General features: G+C 40.0%; 2 protein-coding genes. Both read left to right on the forward strand.

What is annotated here, in order from left to right; translation table 11 throughout:
* The first annotated feature begins 207 nt into the window (after positions 1 to 207).
* Complete coding sequence (gene lepA / locus Q0212_RS11805; RefSeq protein WP_297925734.1) at positions 208 to 2007, forward strand: translation elongation factor 4; 1800 nt, start codon at positions 208 to 210, stop codon at positions 2005 to 2007.
* Positions 2007 to 2789: a signal peptidase I gene (gene lepB, locus Q0212_RS11810; protein WP_297925736.1), complete on the forward strand. Its 783-nt coding sequence runs from the start codon at positions 2007 to 2009 to the stop codon at positions 2787 to 2789. The genes lepA and lepB overlap by 1 nt, the downstream gene beginning before the upstream one ends.
* Positions 2790 to 3018: the final 229 nt, after the last annotated feature.

Here is a 3018-nt window from a genome sequence, read left to right on the forward strand (position 1 = left end):
TGCAGGCCAGCCACGTATTTTGGCTTTACGTATCGAAAGTACTGATAAAAAAGACAGTAAAAAGTAATTTTTACCTTCACACTAGCTCTCTCCCACAAGGAGAGGGCTTGGTTGAGGACTAATTAAACAATCAACAGCTCTAATGTGTTCGCCCTTATTTTTTGCTACAATGCCGCAACTTTTTTTTCGCCCTATTGGTAAATCCCTGTGACTGACATTAAGCATATTCGTAACTTCTCTATTATCGCCCATATTGACCACGGTAAATCGACCTTAGCAGACCGCTTTATTCAACTGTGCGGTGGTTTAGAAGACCGTGAGATGCAAGCACAAGTTTTGGATTCGATGGATTTAGAGCGTGAGCGTGGTATTACCATTAAGGCACATTCGGTGACCTTGTATCACACTGCTAAAGATGGCAATCGTTACCAACTGAATTTTATTGATACACCAGGTCACGTTGACTTTTCTTATGAAGTCAGCCGTTCTTTAGCGGCTTGTGAGGGGGCTTTGCTGGTTGTTGATGCGGCGCAAGGCGTCGAAGCACAGTCTGTGGCTAACTGTTATACCGCGATTGAACAAGGCTTAGAAGTATTGCCTGTATTAAACAAAATTGATTTGCCACAGGTTGAGCCAGAACGTGTACAACACGAGATTGAAGAGATTATTGGTATTGATGCCAGTGAAGCTTGTCGTGTCAGTGCCAAAACAGGTTTGGGTGTGCCCGATTTATTAGAAGAGTTAATTGTTAAGATTCCATCTCCACAAGGCGACCGAGATGCACCTTTACAGGCCTTAATTATTGATTCTTGGTTTGATAACTATTTAGGTGTGGTTTCTTTAGTTCGTGTACGTCATGGCCGAATTAAAAAAGGCGATCGTATGTTAGTAAAAAGTACTGGCCAATCACATTATGTGACCAGTGTCGGTGTTTTTAATCCTAAGCATACTGAAACAGGTAGCCTTGAAGCTGGTGAAGTAGGCTTTGTGATTGCAGGTATTAAGGATATTTTTGGCGCGCCTGTTGGTGATACCATTACTCATCACGCTACGCCAGATGTAGAAATTTTACCAGGTTTTAAAACCGTTAAACCGCAAGTTTATGCTGGCGTGTTTCCTGTAGACTCCAGCGACTTTGAAGCATTCCGTGAAGCCTTACAAAAGTTAAAACTCAATGATTCGGCCTTATTTTTTGAGCCAGAATCTTCAGATGCTTTAGGTTTTGGTTTCCGTTGTGGTTTCTTGGGCATGTTGCACATGGAAATCGTTCAAGAGCGTTTAGAGCGTGAATACAATTTAGACTTAATTACCTCTGCACCGACCGTTATTTACGAAGCCAAAAAGAAAAATGGTGATATTGTTTATGTCGATAACCCTTCAAAATTACCTGAAGGCTCAATTATTGAAGAGTTACGTGAACCAATTGCCGAAGTACATATTTTAGTGCCACAAGAATATGTGGGTAATGTCATGACCCTATCGACCGAACGTCGTGGCGTGCAAAAAGATATGAAATTCTTGGGTAATCAAGTGGCGTTGAGCTACGACATTCCGATGGCCGAAGTGGTGTTAGATTTCTTTGATAAACTTAAATCAACCTCTCGTGGTTTTGCCTCTTTAGAGTATGGTTTTAATCGTTTTGAAACCGCTAAATTGGTAAAAGTCGATGTGTTGATTAATGGTGAGAAAGTGGACGCTTTGGCAATGATTTGTCATGCCAATGATGCTCGTCATCGTGGTTTATCGTTAGTTGATAAAATGAAAGATTTAATTCCACGCCAAATGTTTGATGTTGCCATTCAAGCGGCAATTGGTAGCCAAATTATTGCGCGCTCCACGGTAAAAGCAATGCGTAAAAACGTATTGGCTAAATGTTATGGTGGTGACGTATCGCGTAAAAAGAAACTCCTCGAAAAACAAAAAGAGGGTAAGCGCCGCATGAAACAAGTGGGTAGTGTAGAAATTCCACAAGAAGCTTTCTTAGCTGTATTAAAGGTAGATAGATAATGGATTTTGATTTTGCGCTGATTCTGACAGTTATTACCTTGATTGCAGGCTTAATTTGTTTAGTAGATAAATTGTTTTTTAAACAACATCAAGCAGTGGTCAATACAGCTAACTCAAAACAGCCTGCTAAAGAGCATATTATTATTGAATATGCGTATTCATTTTTTCCTGTATTAGCTGTCGTTTGGGTACTACGCTCATTTTTATTTGAGCCATTTACCATTCCATCGGGGTCTATGCTGCCTACACTAGAGGTTGGTGACTATATTTTAGTGAATAAATATGAATATGGTTTACGTTTACCTGTGTTAGGCACAGAAATTATGCCTATTGCTAAGCCAAAACGTGGTGATGTTATGGTATTTAAGTACCCACCTAAGCCCAGTATGAACTTTATTAAGCGTGTAGTTGGCTTACCAGGCGATAAAGTGAACTTTGCAAACGACACACTGTATATTAATGGTGAGGCGATTGAGCGTAAACTACTCTCGCAAGAGCCAGAAGTTGAGCCGTGGCAACAATATTTTGAAGAAAATCTGAGTGGTACTAAACATACTATTCGTCAAGAGGTAGGTCGATATCCTGCTGGTAAAGAGTGGGGATATACTGTGCCAGAAGGCCATTATTTTATGATGGGCGACAATCGTGATAATAGTAATGACAGTCGTTTTTGGGGATTTGTACCAGAAAAATTAATTGTTGGTAAAGCGGTTTATATTTGGACACATAAAGAGCCTGGTTTTAATCTGCCAAGCTTTCATCGGAACAGTAGTATTAAATAATAAGATTAAGAGGGTATGAGTATGCGTAAGTATCAACAGGGGTTGTCATATTGGTCGGTGGTTTTTGGGGTTAGTTTTTTTGCTTTCTTATTGAAGGTAGGGGCTACTATTGGGCCTGTCTATTTGGATTATTATACTTTAGATAAGATGCTACAAGCAAAGTTTAGAGAAACACAAGTCGATAAATTAGAAGTAAAGCAGAGATCGGAAGAGCACACGTCTGAACTCC

This window comes from uncultured Agitococcus sp. (assembly GCF_937920075.1).
Taxonomy (GTDB): domain Bacteria; phylum Pseudomonadota; class Gammaproteobacteria; order Pseudomonadales; family Moraxellaceae; genus Agitococcus.

What these genes read in the sequence shown, in the direction of transcription:
- lepB (WP_297925736.1), top strand. Translation starts at nt 2,007, where the DNA reads ATGGATTTTGATTTTGCGCTGATTCTGACAGTTATTACCTTGATTGCA.